Origin of the sequence: Corynebacterium sputi DSM 45148, assembly GCF_000427865.1 — a bacterium.
Taxonomy (GTDB): Bacteria; Actinomycetota; Actinomycetes; order Mycobacteriales; family Mycobacteriaceae; genus Corynebacterium; species Corynebacterium sputi.
This window is the reverse complement of the sequence record NZ_KE386599.1, coordinates 150,962-170,323: the sequence shown is the minus strand read 5'-3', so window position 1 is coordinate 170,323 and position 19,362 is coordinate 150,962. Positions and strand designations below refer to the sequence as shown.

Genomic DNA, 19,362 nt, shown 5'->3' with positions numbered 1-19,362 from the left:
CAGTGGCGCAATCTGGTTGCGCGGGCCCGCCGGGCCCAGCCGATTGTGCGGATGCTGCAGAGCCTGCGGATCATGGCACCGGACGAGGGCCCCGAGCAGATTATCTCCGCGATTAGNGAGCACGAGGCGAGCAAAGCTGTTGCCGCTGCCGCGCGGCGAGCTGAGGCTCGAGATGCGCATCAGAAGTTCAAGGCCCGCCGGTACCAAGGGCAGGTGCGCTCGTTGGAGCCGGTCAAGGATCCAGATCCGCCCAGTGTTGCTCCGCCGGATCCGGTGGTGGGGATGATGCAGGTGTATCTGTGTGAGCGTGATCCGATGGGGGCGCTGGCTGCGGTGGGTCCATTGCTCAAGCGGGTGGAGTTGGATCAGTTCGATGTGTGGCAGCGCGGGTTCGCTGATGCTGCGTCGTTGCGGGAGAAGGTTGCCCGGTGGCGTACCCGCAGGTTCCGCCACGTCACCCGACGACGGAGTTAGCTGCCATCAAGAAGCCCGAACCACAACCGGAGCGGCGATCTGGGCGTGCTCCTGCCAATCCGAGCATTCGCCCTCGAGGTATTTCCCTTACAGCGAGAACGGCCTGGAGGATTTCGCTTTCGCACTCCTTGCCGCTAGAGCGGAAGGAGTCAGAGCCAATGTGGTATCCCGCAATCCACTAGTGATCGGACCATGCGCCTGGGCGATCCTGCCCATCATCCTGGAGTTCTTCCACATTCCGGTCACGCGTGGTCGTCGGATCTCGTCGAAGCGCCGCAGTGCCTCATCGCGTCCGGATTCACGCAGCAACAAGACCAAGGCTGCGGAGTCCTCAATGGCCTGACCTGCTCCTTGGCCGAGATCAGGGGTCATCGCGTGTGCAGCATCTCCAATAAGTACTCCTCCAGGGACAACGAAGGAATCGGGTAAGCCGGTGAGGTCGTAGATGTCGTGGTGGAGGATGTCGTCGGGAAGCGTTGCCTCAATGAGATCTGGCACCGGGCGATGCCATCTCCCAAATACCTCACGCAAGCTCTCGTGGTTGTCTGCGAAAGTCACGCCCGGATCGGTGCGGAGGGTTGCGAACCAGTAGGTGCGGTCGCCCGGAAGCGGAACGATGCCGAACCTAGCTCCACGGCCCCACGTCTCACCTGCGACATCAGCGCGCATCGCCGTAACGCCACGCCACGCGGTGTAACCGGCAAAGCGAACCCCCTTGTCCAGGCCCCACGCTTTGCGGGCATCACTGTGCACGCCGTCCGCGGCGATGATTAGGTCGTACGAGTTCAGGTCAGAGACGGCAGTGGAAGCGCTGGCGTGGATGGAGCCGTCGGGAAGCAGCTTTGAAAGAGCTTGATACAGCTCGGCACGGTGGAGCGTACGGACCTCTGGCGCATCCTCAGCAGCGATCTTGAGCAACCATCTCCCCGTCGGCCTCCGTTGCCCCGAAGTCACGCGAACTTCCGAGCTAACGTCCCGCGCGAGATCGCCGAGACCATGCCCGATCGCATCGAGGGCTGAGAAGGAGTTCGGGAATAGTGTCAATCCGGCCCCAATCGCCCCAGGGGACGCACGCCTCTCAAAGACGGTCACATCATGGCCGTCACCCTGGAGCCCGACCGCGGCAATCAGTCCCCCAATTCCCGCTCCGATGACTGCGATTCGCACTCGTCTGCCCTCCTTGCACTCAGAATAGCCAGCAACCGAAATCCTCCCGGCCATGACGATACGGTTCATAACTTTGAGTTACACTATGCCCCATGAACACAATGAGGGTTAACAATGACGGAGGCTCCATCGCCGTCGAGGTGCATGGCGACGGACCGCTCGTCCTCTGTGTTCCTGGGATGGGCGAATCTCGCTCCTCGTTTCGACACCTGTGCCTGGCCGAGTCCGGCTTCCGCGTCGCCATCTTGGATCTGCGCGGACATGGGGATAGTTCCGTCGACTTCGAGGATTACGACGACCCCGCTACTGCCCGCGACATCCTCGCAGTTATTAGCCATCTAGGCGGCCCAGCGACGGTGATCGGCAATTCAATGGGAGCGGCAGCGGCGGTCATCGCCGCCACCGAGTATCCCGACGCAGTCAACGGACTGGTCCTCATTGGCCCGTTCGTCCGAGACCACGGTCCCGCCGCCGCGCTTAGGTTCGCTCTGATGAAGCCGTGGGGGCCGATCGTGTGGACGATGTACCACCGCAAACTCTTTGGCGACATCACGCCCGACGATCACGCTGAGCACCTCACTCTCACTAGGCAACTGCTAAAACGCCCAGGCAGATGGCGCGCTTTTGAGCGGACGGCCCGCACCTCCCACGCCCCTGCGGAGGCGGCGCTGCCGAAGGTCAACGTCCCAACCCTCGTCATCATGGGCGACAAGGATCCAGACTTCCGCGACCCGGAGGCCGAAGCTATCTGGGTAGCCGGCAACACCCGCGGCCGCCATACGATGATTCCAGGTGCCCGCCACTATCCAATGGCCGAACAACCAGAGGCCGTTTCGTCCGTCATCACACCGTTTCTCAAGGAGATCACCAATGGCTAAGCGACTCAGCCGCCCGGAAGTCGTCGAACGTGCAGCGCTGCTCGCCGACGAGGTTGGCCTGCACCAGCTCTCCTTCACCAGGCTAGGCCGCGCCCTCGGGATTGCTCCGCCGGGTGTGTACCGGCATGTCGCGAATCTCAACGAGTTGCGCGCAGCCATCAACGCTCACGCAGCTCGTCAGGTCACCGCCGCGCTGTCATCGGCGTGCGCTGGATTGTCGGAAAGGGATGCCCTGGCAGCCCTCGCGCAGACCCTTCGCGTTTGGGCAAAGGAGCACCCCGGGCAGTATGAGGCGCTCCAAATCGCGCCCGAGCCGGACGACGGCGCCGGTCAGATCGCGGCCGAGGCACTTCTCTCAGTGATCACCGCGTCAATCAAGGGATATTCGCTTCCCGACGTCGACCTCACCGACTCCATCCGCCTCATCCGCAGCACCGTCCACGGTTTCGTGGCACTAGAACTTGCCGGCGGATTCAAACAACCCCGAGACATCAACGTCTCCTTCGAGCGCGCCATCGATTCCCTCGATTCCACCCTGCGCACGTGGGCGATGCGACCTGATCCCGCGCCGTGGTGAAGTTGAGGTAGTCTCCGAAGCTCCCAAAGCACCTCACCCAAGGAGCCCGCTGTGCTCACCGACCCGTTCGAGGACCCACTGGAGGAATTCCTCGACGACTCGCCGTTTCCCGTTCCTGGCACCTACCAGGGAGATCATTCGCTCATCGAGCTTGTCCCGGACTTCTTCGTCGAGCGCGGCTGGATCCTGCACGTCAACGGGGTACCGAGTTCTCACATTGTCGAGGATGACCCCCGCTCACTCGTCTTCGAGTACATGAAGTGGGTGGTGGCTGCGGTAGAGGAAGTGGGCGTCGGGAAGCGAAATCTTGTCCATCTTGGAGGTGGAGCGCTCACGCTCCCCCGATACTTCGCGGAGTCGGACAATACTGTCGTGGAGCTCGACGGCAAGTTGGTAGAGCTGGTGCGAGACTGGTTTGGGTTGCCGCGCGCTGATATCCGAATCACCGATGCACGGTCTTTCGTGCGCGAGATGCCGGACGCTAGCGCTGACGTGATCATCCGCGACGCCTTCGACGGATTTACCGCACCCGAGTCACTGCGCACGATCGATTTTTACCGCGAGTGCCGGCGCGGCCTCGTAGAGGGTGGACTGTATGTCGCTAACTGCGGCGATGAACCTGACCTGACGGTCACGCGGCAGGAGATCAACGGCCTAACTCGCGTGTTCGCGCATATCGCAGCGGTTTCCGAGGCCGAGATGATTGCCGGCCGCAAAAGCGGGAACGTCGTGGTGCTCGCCTCTGACTCGCCGCTTCCAGAGAAAATGACCTCGCTTCCCGACGCCTCCGTCTACCTCCCCGAACCCCACACCAGGGCACTAGCAGCAAGACTCTGATGGCACGCTAGGTCGCGTGGGAATGTGGTGTCGGCAGGTACCCTTAGAAATCCCAACTCACCGCCGAAAGGACCCGTTCGTGGCACGCAAGAACAAGGGCTCAACACCAACTCCGGTGGCGGGCACCTACGAGGGCGACTACTCGATGATCGAGCTGGCTCCGGACGTCTACGTCAACGACGGTTGGCTAGTCAGCATCAACGGCGTCCCGAGCTCACACATGGTTCTCGAAAAGCCACGGATGCTCATCTTCGAATATATGCGGTGGGTCGCTGCCGGCACCGAGACATTCATCAACCTCAACCTGGACCCACAAAAACTCCGCATCACCCACCTCGGTGGCGGAGTGTGCACGATGCCTAGGTACTTCGCGGATGTCTACCCCGCCTCGCGGAACACCGTCGTCGAGCTCGACGGCGAACTGGCCCGCCTCAGCCGAGAATGGTTCGATATCCCCCGCTCGCCCAGCGTGAAGATCCGAGTGGATGATGCCCGTGAGGTCGCCGAGGGATTCACGCCGGCAAGCCGAGACGTCATTATCCGTGATGCCTTCGCAGGGGCTTTTACACCTCGCGATCTCACCACGGTGGAGTTCTTCCAGCATTGTCACCAGGGCCTGGCTCCCGGCGGGCTGTATGTCGCGAACTGCGCGGACAAGCCCGACCTCGCGGCTACGAAAGAGGAGATCGCGGGGTTGTACGAAGTCTTCAACTACGTCGCCGCCATCGCCGATCCTCCGATGTTCAAAGGCAAGCGCATGGGCAACGTAATTCTGCTTGCCTCCGACACACCGCTCATGGTCGAAGATTCAGCTGAGACTGCAGAAATGACCCGCAGTCTCCTCGGCGGTGGAGTCCCCGCGCACTATCGCGGTGACGCCTGGGTGCGGAAGTTCGCTTCAGGAGCGCACCCGCGTCACGACGCTTAGCGCTGCACCTTGAGCTGAATGATCCTGTCGTCCTCAGGGCCGGGTTCGCCTCGACCATCGGTGTTGTTGGTGATGACCCAGAGCTGACCATTCGGGGCGACCACTACATCGCGGATCCGACCGAACTCTCCGACGAAGTCCTCAATCGACTCCGAGGGATCTGACAGCGGAACCTCCGTCAATCGCTCTCCACGAAGGTTCGCAATGTAAATGCTGCGGCCAAGAATCGTCATGCCGCTGGGGCTAGCCTCGGCGGTCTCCCAGACCTGGACCGGATCGATAAACTCTCCTTCCACGTCCTCAACTTCTGACAAACCCTCGATAAACGGCCAGCCGTAGTTTCCTCCAGCCTCAATGATGTTCAGCTCATCCCAGTCATTGGCGCCGAATTCGGTCGCGTAGAAGGTGCCAGAACGACTCCAGGTCATGCCCTGGATATTGCGGTGGCCAAAGGAGTACACCAGCGAGTCTTCGAACGGGTTGTCCTCGGGGACCTCACCTTCGGAGGTCATCCGCAGGATTTTGCCAGCGAGGGAATCGAGGTCTTGCGCCAGATCCGGGTCGTTCGCGTCACCCGTGGAGACGTACAACATCCCGTCTGGGCCCATACCAATGCGACCGCCGTTGTGGGTTTGTGCAGCTGGGATGCCGTCAAGAAGCACTTCCTGCTCGCTGAGCCACAGATCCGATCCCGCTCCATTGAGCAGGTACCGCTCCACGCGGTTGCCCTCGGCACCGGTGAGGTAGACGTAAAGATGCTCGCCACTCGCGGTCAGTCCCAGCAGGCCACCTTCTCCGCCGCTGACAACGCCGGACACGGACAAGGTCGTCAGACGATTTCCTTGCAAGTCGAAGGCTGCGATTCGACCGGAGTCTCGTTCACTCACCAGAGCCGTGCCGCCGTGGAACGTCACCGACCACGGCGAAGACAGGCCATTGGCGAGGATCTCCGGTTCGGCGAACTCGCCCTGAGCAGTTACTTCAGGCTCTGCGGGAGCAGCGCTTTCCTCCCCGATGGGGCTCTCCGCGCCCGGGTCCGGATCATCGGCACAGGCGGCCAGAACCGTCATGCCGACGATGGTCAGAGCGAGCAGAGACTTCCGAGTGCGCATCACAGATCCTTCTGGGTGTCATGTGGATGCCACTATTCTCTGTGATGCACACCAGCAATGTCATATCGACTCACGCTCGTCGAGATCCGTGAGAACCTCCATATGTTCATCACTGATCCTGAAATCGAGCTGCGTGTTGGTGCGCATGTGCTCTGGGTTCGCAGTCTTCGGCAGCGGTTGTGCACCCACTTGGAGTGCATACCGGATGCACAGCTGCGGAACGGTCACTCCGTACTCTTCCGCAATCGCGGTGATGCGCGGTTTGCCAAGCACTGCGCCATGGGCGATCGGGGAATAGGCCTGCACCAGGATGTCTCGCCGCTGGCAGTAGTCGATCACGTCCGTGTCAGTGCGGCCAGCATGTAGCAGGATTTGATTCACATGCGGAACTATGTTGCCACCGTTGATGATATTTTCCAGGTCCTTGACCTCGAAGTTGGACACTCCAATTGCGGTGGCCTTGCCCTCGTCGAACGCTTCTTCCAGTGCCCGCCAGACCTCGAGGTTCTCCTCGAAGTAGTCCCCGCCTCTGAAGTCTTCCCATGGCTGCGGAGAGTGGATCAGCAATAAGTCGACATATCCGCCGAGCTTCTCCAGTGACTTCTCGATGGATGCGACTGCACCTGCGTAATCTTTGATCTCTGCAGCAACTTTCGTCGAGACGAAAAGTTCGTCGCGAGGTACCACGGCGGTTCGCAGGCCCTCCCCGACCCCGGACTCATTGCCGTAGGCCTGGGCGGTATCGATATTGCGATATCCGGTCTCCACGGCGGTGCGCACCGCCTGAGCGACCTGGTCATCGTCGATGTACCAGGTGCCGAGGCCTAGCTTGGGCACGGTCGCGCCAGTGGCAAGGGTCTACGTCTCGTTCAGGACCATCGGGGCGCTCCTCTCCATGTGGCCGCCAGGCTACGCCCAAGCTGGGGCAACAGGCTCCGCCTCTTGGCCTATCAAGTTAGGCTTTCAATAAGAAAGCCATTCCCCATACCGAGGAGTCATCATGTTGCAGACCGCGATCGACACGATCAGCCCCTATCTCCCGGGTGAGGCGCTCGGATACATGGCAGGCATCTTGAACACGCTTGAGCAGATGGGCAGCCTGGGAATGTGACCGATCCTCGTGGCGTTGGTTGGGGAACATCCATACCACACGAGAGGATCAGAATGACCATCACGAGCCACCAGATTCGAATGGCGTCCCGCCCCGTCGGCCTGCCCACCGCGGAAAACTTCTCCATTGAGGACCACCCAGTGCGTCAGCCGGCAAACGGCGAGGTTCTGCTCAAGACGCTGTATCTATCGCTGGATCCGTACATGCGTGGCCGGATGTCCGCCGCGAAGTCTTACGCCGCCCCGATGGAGGTCGGCGACATCATGATCGGCGCGACGGTCTCCGAGGTGGTGGAATCCCGCGCGGAGGGATTTGAGCCAGGTGACGTCGTCCTCGGATATGGCGGATGGCAGACCTACAGCACCGAATCAACGGGGCACCTCCGCAAGCTCGATCCGGAACAGGCACCGGTGACCACCTCGCTCGGAGTGCTCGGAATGCCTGGATTCACTGCATATTCCGGCCTACTCAGCATCGGAAAGCCACAGGAAGGCGAAACGCTCGCTGTGGCGGCTGCGACCGGTCCGGTTGGCAGTGCCGTCGGTCAGATCGCCAAGCTCAAGGGCCTGCGCACTATCGGTATCGCCGGTGGCCCCGAGAAGGTCGAACAGCTCAAGGAGTTTGGCTTCGACGTTGCCCTAGATCACCGCGAGGATGACCTGGCGGGGCGACTCGAGGAAGCAGCTCCGGAAGGAATCGATGTCTACTTCGAGAACGTCGGGGGCCCTGTCTGGGATGCAGTTTTGCCGCGACTCAACACTTTCGCTCGCGTCCCTGTTTGCGGGCTCGCCGCCAACTACAACCTCACCGAGGCACCGGCAGGTCCGGACCGCTCCCCTGCACTGATGGGCGCAATTCTCGCAGGATCCCTCACGCTGCGAGGTTTCATTCAAGCCGAGTTCGTCCCGACGATGTTCGAGGACTTCATCCGTGACATGGGCCAGTGGGTCCGCGAAGGAAAAATCGCCTACCGCGAAGACATCACCGAGGGCCTCGACAACGCCCCGGAGGTCTTCGCCGGAATGTTGCAGGGCCACAACTTCGGCAAGACGATCATCAAGATCTAAGCCGAGCCTCGACGCCGTCAAGGATCACGCCGAGACCAAAGGTGTAGACGGCGTCATGGCTCACGGCCGCTTGATACTTCTCCCCCACCGTTGACCCGACCCGACCAGACACGGGATACGCATCCGCGGGCATCACCTGATCGAGGATCGGTGCGTTGACCGCCCACCAGTCCGCATCGGTGGCGCCGGTTGCCACTGCTAGCTTCCCGGCATTGATCCGCGCGGCTGCATTGGATGTCGCGTGTGCCCCAATGAGGGCGATGATGTGGTCCATCGATTCATCGTCGAGCCCAAACCCCTCAATCGCATTAAGGGTCCATTCATATCGGGCAGAGGTGTGAGGGCCGATCAGGGGGCGGTGGCTCTGGGCGTCGATAAGCCAGGGATGCCGCAGGCATTCCTCACGGGTTATGTCCGAGACCACGGTGAGCCGCTCGCGTACCGTCCCCTCGTGCGGCGGCAGGTCAATCCTGCCCATGACCTGGTCAATCATTAGCCCGAGGAGCTCATCGCGCCCCTGCACATACGTGTACAGCGAGGCCGCTGACGTACCGAGCTTGTCCGCGATCTTCCGCATTGACAGCCCATCGATCCCTTCGGCATCTGCGAAATCGATGGCTGTATCGACGACCTGATCCAAGGTCCACTTCTTCCGCGGCCCTCGCGAGCCTTCCTCCTCGCCGAGCTTGTGTCGCCAGACAAGTCGAATCATGCGATCAGTGGTGTCCATGGTCCTAGGTTACGTCGCAACACTTGCCCCCTTACTCCGAACACTGTACGTTAAATCTTCCCACGAAGTCCGTACATCGTTAGGAGTTATTGATGTCGCTTGCCATCCAGGCGCGGGGCCTGGTCAAGACATACGGGGAACACAACGCCCTCGACGGATTCACCCTGGAGGTCCCCACCGGAACAATCCACGGGCTACTCGGGCCCAACGGTGCCGGAAAGTCCACCGCAGTAGGAATTTTGACGACTCTCACCCGACTCGATGGCGGCACTGCAACAGTCGCCGGCATCGACGTTAACGACGGCCGGGCCGTTCGCGAACGCATCGGTCTGGTTGGGCAGTATGCCGCAGTCGATGAGATCCTCAGCGGCCGTCAGAACCTCATCATGTTCGGCCGCCTGCTCGGAATGAAAAAGAAGGAGGCCGCCGCCCGGGCCGAAGAGCTACTGAAAAACTTCGCGCTTTCCGACGCCTCCGACCGCCCAATCTCCGGCTACTCCGGCGGAATGCGCCGACGACTCGATATTGCGGTCTCGCTGATCACAAAGCCAGAGGTCCTATTCCTGGATGAGCCGACCACGGGCTTGGATCCCCGTGGCCGAATCGACGTATGGAACGCCGTGAAAGACGTCGCTGCCGATGGCACCACGGTGCTGATGACCACCCAGTATCTCGAGGAGGCCGACCGGCTGGCGGATCGGATCTCGATCATGAAGGCCGGACAAATTGTCGCCGAAGGAACCGCGTTAGAACTCAAGGCTTCCCGAGGTGACGGCCAGATCGACATCGCCTTCCCCATTGACACTGACCGCTCCGCGGTTCAGCAAGCTTTGGGCGTTGACCCCTCGGACAACCTCCGAGTCACTTACCCCGCCCCGAATGGCGCCGCTGACCTAACCGAGGCCATCCGCCGGCTCGACAACTTGGGACTTATTCCCACTGATATCGCCCTGCGCCAGCCAACCCTTGACGAAGCCTTCCTCTCCATCACAGAAAAGGACGCAGGATGACTCGCAACGGACTCATTCTCACCGGCCGGGAACTTCAACACTGGGTCCGCCAACCATGGACCCCACTATTTGGCGTGATGTTTACAATCATGCTTTTGGCCATGTTTGCCCTGCTCTTCGGCGGTTCTATTGAGCTGCCCGGCGGCGGAGACTACATCGACTTCCTACTGCCCGGCATGATGGCGCTGGCCATGATGTTCGGTGTTGAAGCCACCACCACCGCAATGGCCAACGACGCCAAGAAGGGCATCACCGACCGCTTCCGCTCTATGCCAATTGGTGACACCTCAGTAGCATTCGGCCGAGTCGGCTCAGACATGATCACCTCAGCAGTCGAACTGGCTGCGCTCATCGTCGGCGGCCTGATCCTTGGCTGGCGAATCACCGGATCCCCGCTTCAAGCAGTGCTCGCAGTATTACTGCTGCTCTGGTTCCGCTTCGCCGTCCTGTGGATCGGCATCTACCTTGGTCTGACTATCGGCCGAAACGAAGGAGCGGGCATGGCCGTCCAGGTATTGGTGTGGCCGATCGGATTCCTGTCGACGGTGTTTGTCTCTCCAGAGTTCATGCCGAACTGGCTTGCGCCGATCGCCACTTGGAATCCCGTGTCCTCGACAGCAACCGCAGTACGTGAATTGTTCGGCAACCCCGTTGGATTCACCGGTGGAACGCTCGCCGACCATGCTGTTCTCGCCGCATTTTTGTGGCCGCTGGTTTTGGTGGCGATCTTCATCCCACTGTCGGCCCGGGCGTACCGGAATCTGCGCAAGTAAAGGCGGCGTCGATAAGCGAGATCTCTTCGCGGTACGGCGCGAGAATCTCCTCGGCATCGCCGTTCCAGGCGCCGGTCTTCACCTCCACATGATCAAGAACCTTCATGTGCAGGCCCTGGAGCACCTCGGCGAACTGGGCGGCGGCGCGATTTCCACCCCGAGAGCCATAGGTGAGGAAACTCGCGGGCTTTCCGCTCCACTCGTCATAAAGAAAATCGAGGGCGTTCTTGAGCGCAGCAGGATAGCCCCAGTTGTACTGCGGTAGCACGAAGAAAAAGCCCTCATAAGAATCGGCGATCGCGCTCCACTGTTTAGTGTGCTCGTGCTCGTACTGGTGGAGGGCTGCCATAAGGGGTTCGTCGAGAAGCGGGAGGTTCAGATCCGCGATGTCGACGATTTCATACTTCACGTCGCCATCACCGGAGGCCAAGCATTCCCGCACCCAGTTGGCAATGCTGGGACAAATTCTGCCCGGGCGCGTGCTTCCGATGACAACCGCGATTCTCATACACAAAGCCTAGGCTTAACAGCGCATCGCAGCTGCTCGTAGGTAGAGCAGCTGATCGTTCGACACCGCGGCGCTGCGGGCGGCGCCTGCGCTGCCGAGCGTCGGGAGGCTACACGCCACGGCAACGATGAGAGCTGCCACAGCCAAGCCCGCGATCGGATTCGCCGTGGGCACCAGTAGCGCCGCCACTCCACCCAGGATCGCGAGGATCGGAAGAATTCTGCCGCTGCCCTGGATTATTTTCCCCACACCTCCAACGAGCATGGCAAGGCCGATTGTCGCGGTAATCACGGAGACCAACATGGCGGTTCCTCCTCGTGAGGGGTTGAGCGGTTGCCCTCAGGCTAGGAACCCTTCGTTTCCCCAGGATTTCCCCGGCGACGATGCCCCGTTAACTATCGGAGCCACAGGTAGTGTGGCGGACATGGATTACCGCACCGAGGAGCAAAAGGTCGCCGCCGTTCAGGCGTCCATGTCCATGTCCGGGCACCCAATGAATGAGGAGACGATCACGGTCGGCCGTCGCATCCTCCGGGGTGAATTAACCGCCGATGAAGCGGTGCTGGAGGTCCTGAAACAGCACGGTTATGGAAGCACGATTAAGGCCACCGAACTGCGCCGTCGTCACGAACGGAAGGTGTCATGAACTTCATCTACACCGCGAGGGAAAACTTCCTCGGCGAATCGGACACGCTTGTCCTCAATGACGTCGCGAAGGCCGCCGCAACCTTCCGGTTGTTCGAGCTAGAGAAAAGCTCACGGCTGACCACTTTTGCCCTGGCCGACCTGGCCAGGATTCACGCAGTGCTTTCCCAGGACATTCATCCGTGGACTGGGGAGCTTCGCTCCACCGAGCTGATGGAAATGGACCTGCCTCTGTGCCGCGTCCAGTTCATCGAGGGTGAGATCGACCGAGTGATGCTCAGCATCCAGTCGAATCCGCCGTCCGAGGTTGACCCTGAATCCGCAGCGGAGACCGTCGCCGAATACTGGTCGGAACTCACTCTCATCCACCCGTTCCCCGGCGGCAATTCCCGAGCCCACCGGTATTTCTTCGACCAGATGCTGCAGTACTCGGGATGGACGCTCGATTGGACACTGATCGACCCCTACAAAGTCGAGGCCGCCTGCTACGTCGGCGCGTTCACTACCGACCACACTTTCTTGAAGAATTTGCTGTACAACGCGATGAGCAGGTCCTCCGAGATCAAGGACACCGGTCGAATCGCTGCCGCGGAAACAAACTCCGCTGGCTCCTACATCGAGATCTTCCACGACATGATGCGGTTCCGTCTAGACAACCCTGGAGTGCCGTACCCCTGATCCATTTTGTGCCTCGCCGGGGCACACCCATCTTGAAAAATTAAACCAGTCGGTTTAATTTTGGACTATGCAGTCTGAAAGCAAGCCAGACGGTCGTTCCTTCATCGAGCAGGCCCGGCGCGCCCAGATCCTCACGGCCACTGCCGAGGTCGTAGCTAAAGACGGCTTCACCAAAGCCTCGTTATCGCGCATCGCAGAACACGCCGGCATTAGTAAAGGAGTGGTGACGTACCACTTCAAGAACAAGGCCGAGATCCTAGAAAAGATGGTCACGGAGTTCTTCGAGAGGTCCTGGGAGTACATGGAACCGCGGATCACCGCGGAACCGACTGCCATTGGCCAGGTCAATGCCTGGGTCACCTCTCAGATCGAGTTCCTCACTGGGCACCCCACGGAGTTCTTTGCCATGTCCTCGATCATCATGAATCACCCTGATGCTGACAGCGCATTCGATATGGACAATTCCGAAGCCATCGAGGGCCTGGCCACAATCCTCAAGTCCGGCCAGGACGAGGGGCAATTGCGGGATTTCGATACCGCCAAATTCGCGAACATCATCCTGCGCAGCATTGACGGAGTGGTCAATTCATGGGCCTTCAATCGGGACATGGACACCGCGGCTGACATCGAGGCTCTCAAGGACTTCATCAGTCACGCGATCACGACAGAGGGAAAACAATGACCCCCACACTGAAAGACCCCGAGAACCGTCTCGACCGGAAAGCCATCGCCTGGTGGATGCTGCAGTCCACCGCACTGTTCGTCCCGATCCTGGTCGTCATCGCTGCGGTCGGCTGGTTCTTCGAGGCCACCCGCCCATATCTGCCATTCTCAGTGGCACTGGCAGTGGTCCTGTGGGCGGTCGGGTTATTCGTCGAACCGTTCTGGCGTTTCCGCGTCCACCGTTGGCAAGCCACAGGCACGGCCGTCTACAACCGCACCGGTTGGATCGTTCGTGAGTGGCGCGCCGCTCCCTTGTCCCGGATTCAGACTGTCGATGCGACCCAGGGGCCGATCGAGCAGCTCTTGGGCTTGTCGACGCTCACCATCACCACCGCATCCTCCAATGGCGCAGTTGAAATCGGCGGCCTGAGCAAAGACCTCGCCGACCGTGTCGCTGTGGAACTCACTGAAATCGCAGAGCTCACCGAGGGTGACGCGACATGAGTGTCATGCCTGAACAATGGAGCCGTCTCAGTTCCCGCATCATCTGGGTTGACCTCGTCATCACCGCACTATCCCTCATTCCGATGCTTATCGCGCTGGCGATCGACACCTCCGCGACGCTTTGGCCCCTCATCGGTATCGCGGCTTTTGGAATTCTCAGCGCCGTTCTTGACGCGGTGCGCTGGGTTTTCACCTTCTACCGCATCACCGATTCCCACATCGAGCTGCGCACCGGAGTGTTATTCCGACAGCACCGCTCGATTCCGTTGGACCGGATCCGCAGCGTCGACATCGAAGCCAGACTGCGCCACCGCCTATCCGGCCTGCGCATGATCAACATCGGCGCCGGTCAGCAATCCACTGCCGGAGAGACTGCCTTCACCCTGGATGCGCTCTCCGGAGACGACGCCGTTGCACTCCAGCAAGGCCTCCTCTCCGAAACACCTCCTGATAATGATGGTATCCTCGCCACCTTCCGCCCAGGCTGGGTCGTCTACAACATGTTCAATATCTGGGCGTTCCTCATGGCAGCAGGTCTCATCGGCGGTGCGTGGGGCATCACTTCGCTGGTCGGCGTCGACATGTTTAGCCTGATCACCGGACTATACGAATGGGGCTCCCTCAGTTGGACGACCATCATCGCGATCATCGTCATCGGAGTAATGCTCCTGGGCTGGATCGGCCTGACGGTCAACTACTTCACCGAGTTCTGGAACTTCGAGCTCTCCCGCGTGCCGGGACCAGAAGGCACGCAGATCCGCACCCGAAAAGGTTTGTTCACCACTCGTGAGGTCAATCGTTCGGAGAACCGCATCCGTGGCGTGCAGATCGCCGAGCCTCTGCTCTATCGCTGGCTGGGCGTCACCGATACTCACGTCATCACTACTGGTCTGGATATGTCCTCCATGTCCGATCCCGCCGCTGTTCTGCCGCGCACCGACGGCGCCACAGCGCGTCGGGTTGCGCTTGAGGTCATCGATGAAAAAGATCCGCTTTTCGACGTCCCTCTCACCCCACACCCCACTCGCGCACTGAGACGCCGACTCTGGTGGGCCACTCTCCTTACTATTCCGATCGCCATCCTCGTCGCAATGTTTGCTCCGCAGTTCCTGCTGGCCACGCCCGCGATCTGGGTACTCATGCTCGTTTTGGCGTGGGTGGCGTACCGGAACCTCGGCCATGCGATTCACGGTCCGTATCTAATTATGCGGTCGGGGTTGTTGACGCGGAGCACGGTAATTCTGCGTCGGGATGCGGTGAGCACTATCGCCGAGACCGAATCAGTCCTGCAAAAGCGGCTCGGGCTGCGCAGCCTGAAAGTAATGACGGCGGCCGGTCACAGCGCCTACGACATTCCCGACGTTGATGTGCGCGCCTCCACCGACCTTGCAGCGAAGTCTGCACCTGGGGTGTTAGACGAATTCATCGAGGTCAAAGAGCCTCCAGAACCACAGCCCAGGGGTCCGCAACGCAGGATGCCCGCGCCTGATCTGGCCCGAGGTGTCATGCTGCTGCTCATCGCAATGGCCTACGCATCGGTCTATGTCGGCGCTGAGTTCGGTGTCCTCGTCCACGAGGAACCCTGGTGGGACCAGGCCGCGACATTCATTTCGACACTCTTCCTCGATAACCGCGCCTTCCCCATGTTCGCGATCCTCTTCGGTTTCGGGCTCGCGTTAAGTGTCCGTCGTCAACAAGAACGTGGCGTCGACGAACTAGAGATCCGCTTCAGCCTCCGCCGTCGCGCCTGCATGCTCCTGGCCATCGGCCTCGTCCACGCGATCCTGGTGTACTCCGGTGAGATCCTCACCTCCTACGCCCTGGCCATCTTCGTCACCGGCTGGATGCTGTTCCGACCCGCGCGAGTGCTGACCCGGGGTGTGATCATCACCGCGATCATCTACCTCTTCACTGTCACCGCCGGCATAATGTTCTTGGCGTATGGACGCATGTCCAACACCATTGCGATCGCCCCGGGATACGCCACCGCCGACGATTGGATCGAGCGGATCGCCGCGGCACCCTTCCTCCCCTTCTATCTCGCGATCTCGTATCCCCTGTTCTTGCTTGTGATCATTGGATTCATCGCCGGCCGACTCGGCCTCATCAAAAGTCCTAGACTCGCCGCGATCAGTATCGGTATCTCCGTTCTCGGCGCCCTGCCGTCGGCACTGATTTTCGTCGGAGTGTGGCAGCCGTCCTGGATCGGCGAAGGTGTCATCTTGGCCCTGCAGGTGCTGACCGGTGTCGCCGGTGGCGTCGGGTATGTCGCAGTGTTTGCGTTGTATTCCGACACGATTGCGAAGTGGTGGGGTGCGGGGGCGGTTATGGCCGTCGGTAAGCGGTCCCTGACCTTTTACCTGCTCAACTCGATCATCGTCGCAGTGGTCCTCAACCGGGACCTGCTCGGGCTCCCAACCGGAGCGCTCGGGGCGATGGGAGTTGCGTTCGGAGCGTGGCTGATCTCCGTCGGGCTCGCTGTCCTCCTCGAAAGGGCCGGCAAGCAAGGCCCAATGGAAGTGCTCATGCGAAAGGCAGTCCAGCGAGGATCTGCGCGGTGACACCGTGGCCCGCTTCTGCCACCTCACGCGGCGTACCCATCGCAACCACCTGACCTCCATCGGGGCCAGCCGCCGGACCCATGTCGATGAGCCAGTCCGCCCCGGCCGCGGATTCCATGTTGTGGTCAGCCATCAGGACCGTGTCACCCATGTCTCGAAACATCCTGCTGAGGACCCGAGCGTCATCGGGATGCAAGCCGTTCAACGGCTCGTCGAGAATATAAAGAGTCTGCTTGCCTCGAGTCCGCAATGCTGCGGCAAGGCGCAACCGCTGTGACTCACCGCCAGACAACGTCGAGGTGGACTGCCCCAGCAATAGCCCGCCCAATCCGACCGTTCGCAGCACCTCGAAATAGTCGGCGTAGTCGGGGAATCGCTCGGCCGCTTCATTGACGGACAACTCGAGAACATCAGCGATAGTCAAGCCATCAACCGTGACTGCAAGCGTCTCTGGACTGAACCGCTTACCTTCGCATTCTGGGCACCTACCGCTCGATGCCGGTAGGTGGACCAGGTCAACAGTGATCATGCCGAGGCCTTCACACCGGGAGCACCGGCCCTTTGCGGTATTGAAGGAGAACTGCGACGCGCCGAACTCCGAAGCCTTTGCAAACATCGACCGGATCTTGTCGAACACCCCGACGTACGTCCCGATCACCGACCGCGGCGAGCGTCCGATAGCTCTCTGGTCGAAACTCACTACTCGAGCGAAAGCATCAAGGCCCTTTGCCGTTGCGCCCTCCAGCCCGCGCCGTTCAGCAGCGCTGACCTCATGCGAGTCCTCCGACAACTGCATTCCAGACAGCGACGCTACAGAACGGAGCAAAGAACTCTTACCGCTTCCCGACGGCCCCGTCACCACAGACACAGCCCCGACCGGGAACGTCACCGGACATCCCTTGAGATTGTTCGTCGACAGTCCATCGACCTGAGCCCACTCACTAAAATCTTCCGGCTCGCGCCATGGGATGGGTGGAGTGGAGTTGGTGAGGGGAGCGTCGGGAAGCGGTCCTGAATACATCAACTGACCGCCCTCCGGGCCACCACCGGGACCGAGTTCAACGACCCAATCGCAGCGTCGGACAGTCTCCATGTCGTGCTCAACGAGGATGACTGTGTTGCCAGCGTCGCGGAGCTTCTCGATGAACGTAAACAGATGCCGGATGTCCGCTGGGTGCAGGCCCGTAGAGAGCTCATCGAAGACATACAGCATGCCGAACAGCCCACTGTGCAGATGCGCGGCTAGGCGAAGGCGCTGAAGCTCACCTGCCGAAAGACCTGCTGCCGGCCGATCCGCCGACAGATACCCGACGCCCAAATCCGCAATCACCCGCACCCTTTTCTCCAGCTCCGACAAGAGGAGCTCAGAGGCCTTGGTGTTGGCCTCACCGGAGGTGCTGACGTGCGCCTGGAGGAACTCAACCATGTCGGTGAGCGAGCGCTCGGCAACCTGCGCGATATTCTCGCCTCCGATGGTGACAGACAGCGACGCCCGAGCCAGACCAGTGCCATCGCAGACCGGACACGGGTCGTCGGTGAGGTAGCGCAACACCTTTTCCTTAGTCATGGCACTGCCTGCGCCAGTCACCGTGTCCAGCAAATAGCGGCGTGCGCTTCGGAACTTTCCTTCGTAGGGACGGCTTCCCGATTCTGGGTGGACCGTCACAGTGGGGGTCTCCTCCGTCGTTAGAACCCAGTCGCGGGTCTCCTGCGGCAGAGTGCGCCAGGGCGCGTCAATGTCGATGCCGAGCACCGCACAGATCCGCCGGTAACTGAGTCCAACCCAACCACCAGGCCAGGCGTCGACCGCACCTTCCCAAATGGAAAGATCAGGATCAGGCACCGAGGCCTTTCGGTCAATGTCGTGGACAGTGCCTTTAGCAGCACAATTCGAGCAGGCGCCCTCGACGGTATTGGCGGAGAACGCCGACGCGAGCAAATGCTCCTGGCCCTTTGGGTAAGTGCCCATCCGGGAATAAAGCACCCGCAAAAGGTCAGCGACCTGCGACAAAGTGCCGACGCTCGAATGCTCCGCCGGATTCGACACCAATTGCCGGACCGCGACTGCGGCGGGCAGACCGGAGATGCTGTCCACCTCCGGGGAGGCGACAGAGCCCAACAGATGCCGAGTAAACGGTGACACCGACTCCAGATACCTGCGCTGGGCTTCGGCGTAGATGGTATCGAACGCCAAGGTCGACTTTCCTGAGCCTGACCTGCCACAAATCGCGATCAACGACCCGTGCGGCATCGACACAGTGATGTCGGCAAGATTGTGTTCGCGGGCGCCGTGGACGGTGAGTTCAGACATGGTCGTGCATGATACCTAGCTATGGCTGAAACTACGTTCTCTAACTCCAGATCCGTTGTGCTGGTGATGCCGCTCGTCATCGCTGCTCTCTCCGCTGTTCTGGTTATTGGCCTCAACGGCTTTCTCCCAGAGACGACAATCCAGCAACGGAGCACCGATGGCACTCCGACCACAGTGAACAGTCCCCTCAGCAACATCTTCTCCCCCATAGTCGGCGCCTCAGTAGCTGTGGTCGGCTGGTTAATGCTCCCTCGATGGGCCCAGACGAGCATCGGACAGGCACGGTTTGGTGGTTCGATTACCGTTGGCACGTCAGTCATCGTGAGCTTCACAGGCGTGTCGCTCCTGATCCCTCAAGCATTCGGAATGACATCCGGATTAATCCCCGTGATCAGCCTCGGTATCGCACTTGCCTGCGCGATACCCGCCGGCTACCTGGCTTTCCGGAAACTCACCTGATACTTATCCGGGCGTTCACCTCAGGTTTAGTTTTTCTGGACTATCTATGCATGTTCGTTCTCTAATCTCCTCCACGGCCTTGGTCAAGACGATGGAAGAGAACGGAATGTCAACAGAACTTTCCGGCGATTCACTCGACCGCCCGACAGAAGTCGAGGACGCGGTATCCGCCATTGAGGCTGATGCCTCGAATGAGCCGACACCGAAGAGCCCCTTCGAAAAGCTCGGACTGCAGGGCAAGACCCTCGCTTGGGCCAACTGGATCGCCGTTGTCCTTGGCATCTACGTCCTGATCACAGCAGTTAGTGTCGTCGGCAGCGGATTTAAGATCGCCACCGGCGGCCAGGCCGAGGAGCTGTTCTCCTTCGC

General features: G+C 60.6%; 20 protein-coding genes and 1 pseudogene. 14 read left to right on the top strand and 7 right to left on the bottom strand.

The annotated features are described in order from the left end of the window. Window positions 1–561: 561 nt before the first annotated feature. Entirely contained in the window at window positions 562–1,641 is a 1,080-nt protein-coding gene (locus YWU_RS0114150) for an FAD-dependent monooxygenase (protein WP_027020968.1), read from the bottom strand. A gap of 92 nt (window positions 1,642–1,733) precedes the next feature. Between YWU_RS0114150 and YWU_RS17240 the strand changes: the two genes are divergently transcribed. From YWU_RS17240 to YWU_RS0114130, 4 genes are all read left to right on the top strand, one after another. Next, window positions 1,734–2,519 carry an alpha/beta fold hydrolase gene (locus tag YWU_RS17240; protein WP_034648041.1) on the top strand — a complete coding sequence of 262 codons (786 nt, stop codon included), beginning with the start codon at window positions 1,734–1,736 and terminating at the stop codon, window positions 2,517–2,519. After that, window positions 2,512–3,096, top strand: a complete 585-nt coding sequence (locus YWU_RS0114140) for a TetR/AcrR family transcriptional regulator (protein ID WP_027020967.1) — start codon at window positions 2,512–2,514, stop codon at window positions 3,094–3,096. The genes YWU_RS17240 and YWU_RS0114140 overlap by 8 nt, the downstream gene beginning before the upstream one ends. A 51-nt stretch (window positions 3,097–3,147) precedes the next feature. Next, window positions 3,148–3,933, top strand: coding sequence for a spermidine synthase (locus YWU_RS17235; RefSeq protein WP_051260409.1), 786 nt, complete (start codon window positions 3,148–3,150; stop codon window positions 3,931–3,933). Between the two features lie 145 nt (window positions 3,934–4,078). Continuing rightward, window positions 4,079–4,861, top strand: a complete 783-nt coding sequence (locus YWU_RS0114130) for a spermidine synthase (protein ID WP_240484154.1) — start codon at window positions 4,079–4,081, stop codon at window positions 4,859–4,861. On the opposite strand, the gene YWU_RS17230 is transcribed toward YWU_RS0114130, so the two are convergent. Beyond that, window positions 4,858–5,973 (bottom strand): PQQ-dependent sugar dehydrogenase, encoded by a 1,116-nt coding sequence (locus tag YWU_RS17230; protein WP_034648039.1) that lies wholly within the window; start codon window positions 5,971–5,973, stop codon window positions 4,858–4,860. The two genes, YWU_RS0114130 and YWU_RS17230, sit on opposite strands and share 4 nt — an antisense overlap. A gap of 60 nt (window positions 5,974–6,033) precedes the next feature. Further along, entirely contained in the window at window positions 6,034–6,810 is a 777-nt protein-coding gene (locus YWU_RS17225) for an aldo/keto reductase (protein WP_240484151.1), read from the bottom strand. 327 nt (window positions 6,811–7,137) lie between these two features. Between YWU_RS17225 and YWU_RS0114110 the strand changes: the two genes are divergently transcribed. After that, entirely contained in the window at window positions 7,138–8,151 is a 1,014-nt protein-coding gene (locus tag YWU_RS0114110) for an NADP-dependent oxidoreductase (protein ID WP_027020965.1), read from the top strand. Here YWU_RS0114110 and YWU_RS0114105 read toward each other — a convergent pair. Beyond that, window positions 8,141–8,881, bottom strand: a complete 741-nt coding sequence (locus tag YWU_RS0114105) for a TetR/AcrR family transcriptional regulator (protein WP_027020964.1) — start codon at window positions 8,879–8,881, stop codon at window positions 8,141–8,143. The two genes, YWU_RS0114110 and YWU_RS0114105, sit on opposite strands and share 11 nt — an antisense overlap. Window positions 8,882–8,973: 92 nt before the next feature. Here YWU_RS0114105 and YWU_RS0114100 point away from each other — a divergent pair, with 92 nt between their 5' ends. Together YWU_RS0114100 and YWU_RS0114095 are read left to right on the top strand one after the other, a co-directional pair. Beyond that, entirely contained in the window at window positions 8,974–9,891 is a 918-nt protein-coding gene (locus YWU_RS0114100; protein WP_027020963.1) for an ATP-binding cassette domain-containing protein, read from the top strand. Then, a complete protein-coding gene (locus YWU_RS0114095; RefSeq protein WP_027020962.1) occupies window positions 9,888–10,664 on the top strand; it encodes an ABC transporter permease in 777 nt (258 codons plus the stop codon). Before YWU_RS0114100 ends, YWU_RS0114095 begins: the two co-directional genes overlap by 4 nt. Here YWU_RS0114095 and YWU_RS17220 read toward each other — a convergent pair. Both YWU_RS17220 and YWU_RS0114085 read right to left on the bottom strand, forming a co-directional pair. After that, window positions 10,621–11,172 carry an NADPH-dependent FMN reductase gene (locus YWU_RS17220; protein ID WP_084142225.1) on the bottom strand — a complete coding sequence of 184 codons (552 nt, stop codon included), beginning with the start codon at window positions 11,170–11,172 and terminating at the stop codon, window positions 10,621–10,623. The two genes, YWU_RS0114095 and YWU_RS17220, sit on opposite strands and share 44 nt — an antisense overlap. A gap of 15 nt (window positions 11,173–11,187) precedes the next feature. Continuing rightward, window positions 11,188–11,475 carry a hypothetical protein gene (locus YWU_RS0114085; protein WP_027020961.1) on the bottom strand — a complete coding sequence of 96 codons (288 nt, stop codon included), beginning with the start codon at window positions 11,473–11,475 and terminating at the stop codon, window positions 11,188–11,190. Window positions 11,476–11,596: 121 nt separating this feature from the next. Between YWU_RS0114085 and YWU_RS0114080 the strand changes: the two genes are divergently transcribed. The 5 genes from YWU_RS0114080 to YWU_RS18500 all read left to right on the top strand — a co-directional run bounded on the left by YWU_RS0114080 (window position 11,597) and on the right by YWU_RS18500 (window position 16,223). Next, window positions 11,597–11,818 carry an antitoxin VbhA family protein gene (locus YWU_RS0114080; RefSeq protein ID WP_034648036.1) on the top strand — a complete coding sequence of 74 codons (222 nt, stop codon included), beginning with the start codon at window positions 11,597–11,599 and terminating at the stop codon, window positions 11,816–11,818. Then, entirely contained in the window at window positions 11,815–12,495 is a 681-nt protein-coding gene (locus tag YWU_RS17215; RefSeq protein WP_051260407.1) for a Fic/DOC family protein, read from the top strand. The genes YWU_RS0114080 and YWU_RS17215 overlap by 4 nt, the downstream gene beginning before the upstream one ends. A gap of 67 nt (window positions 12,496–12,562) precedes the next feature. Next, a complete protein-coding gene (locus YWU_RS0114070; RefSeq protein ID WP_027020959.1) occupies window positions 12,563–13,177 on the top strand; it encodes a TetR/AcrR family transcriptional regulator in 615 nt (204 codons plus the stop codon). Next, window positions 13,174–13,662 carry a PH domain-containing protein gene (locus tag YWU_RS0114065; protein WP_027020958.1) on the top strand — a complete coding sequence of 163 codons (489 nt, stop codon included), beginning with the start codon at window positions 13,174–13,176 and terminating at the stop codon, window positions 13,660–13,662. The genes YWU_RS0114070 and YWU_RS0114065 overlap by 4 nt, the downstream gene beginning before the upstream one ends. Further along, window positions 13,659–16,223, top strand: a complete 2,565-nt coding sequence (locus YWU_RS18500) for a PH domain-containing protein (protein ID WP_205618350.1) — start codon at window positions 13,659–13,661, stop codon at window positions 16,221–16,223. Before YWU_RS0114065 ends, YWU_RS18500 begins: the two co-directional genes overlap by 4 nt. On the opposite strand, the gene YWU_RS0114050 is transcribed toward YWU_RS18500, so the two are convergent. Next, window positions 16,186–18,534 carry an AAA family ATPase gene (locus YWU_RS0114050; RefSeq protein WP_027020957.1) on the bottom strand — a complete coding sequence of 783 codons (2,349 nt, stop codon included), beginning with the start codon at window positions 18,532–18,534 and terminating at the stop codon, window positions 16,186–16,188. The genes YWU_RS18500 and YWU_RS0114050 overlap by 38 nt on opposite strands. 21 nt (window positions 18,535–18,555) lie before the next feature. Here YWU_RS0114050 and YWU_RS0114045 point away from each other — a divergent pair, with 21 nt between their 5' ends. Further along, window positions 18,556–18,993, top strand: a complete 438-nt coding sequence (locus YWU_RS0114045) for a hypothetical protein (protein ID WP_027020956.1) — start codon at window positions 18,556–18,558, stop codon at window positions 18,991–18,993. Between the two features lie 106 nt (window positions 18,994–19,099). Next, window positions 19,100–19,362, top strand: a pseudogene (locus YWU_RS18400) (hypothetical protein); the annotation flags it as partial.